The organism is Shimia sediminis, assembly GCF_003990645.1.
Taxonomy (GTDB): domain Bacteria; phylum Pseudomonadota; class Alphaproteobacteria; order Rhodobacterales; family Rhodobacteraceae; genus Shimia; species Shimia sediminis.
On sequence record NZ_RYZK01000057.1, the window covers coordinates 1 to 830 of the forward strand.

2 protein-coding genes are annotated in these 830 nt (G+C 58.2%); both read left to right on the top strand.

Annotated elements, in window-relative coordinates; translation table 11 throughout:
- On the top strand, nucleotides 1-422 hold a 422-nt coding region (locus EK369_RS21360; RefSeq protein ID WP_235871511.1), incomplete at its 5' end, for a transposase.
- A 29-nt stretch (nucleotides 423-451) separates the two neighbouring features.
- Nucleotides 452-772 carry an IS66 family insertion sequence element accessory protein TnpB gene (gene tnpB, locus EK369_RS21365; protein WP_206198154.1) on the top strand — a complete coding sequence of 107 codons (321 nt, stop codon included), beginning with the start codon at nucleotides 452-454 and terminating at the stop codon, nucleotides 770-772.
- The last annotated feature ends 58 nt before the right edge of the window (nucleotides 773-830 follow it).

Consider the following 830-nt stretch of genomic DNA (forward strand, 5'->3'; position numbering starts at 1 on the left):
TTCAGGGGCTTCTTTGGTTTGAGGGGAGTTTCTGTATGGGAGCTACAAGCGAGTTTCTGGCAAATGCGCCGCGTCGTTCCGATGGCAAGCGGAATTGGCCGTCGGAGTTGAAAGCGCGGATCGTGGCGGAGACGTTGATCGAAGGCGAGACAGTCAACGCAGTTGCCGAACGGTATGATCTGATCCCCAGCACAGTGTCTGACTGGCGCCGGATGGCGCGACAGGGCAAGTTGGTTTTACCAAATTTGGACGGCATGGACTTTGTGCCGGTTGAAGTTCAGCCTGCTGCGACGGTTGTCGAGCCTTTGCCTACCAAATCCTGCGGCCCGATTGATGTGATCAAAGGTGATGTCACTGTCCGCCTTGATGCTGCGACCTCAGCGGCTCGGATCGCCGAGATTGCGCGAGCTCTGGCCACGTGATCTTGCCCTCCCATAAAGTCCGGATATTTGTGGCGAGCGATCCGGTGGACTTCCGTAAAGGTCACGACGGGCTGGCCGCGTTGGTGCAGAGTCGCCTGCGCCAGAAGCCATTTGATGGGGCGATCTATGTCTTCCGCGCCAAGCGGGCAGACCGGCTCAAGTTGATCTATTGGGATGGCAGCGGGCTGGTGATGACCTACAAGCGGCTTGAAGATAACAGCTTCAAATGGCCGGCCATCAAGAACGGGGTGATGCGTCTGGAACCGGCGCAGTTTGAGGCTCTGTTTGCGGGTCTGGATTGGCGCCGCGTGAGACCTTTGGAGGTCGTGGCACCTTCTGCGGCGGAGTGACTCACTGGCCGCTTTGGGCGGGCCGATACCTCGTTGTTTTGCTATGCAAGCGGTATGA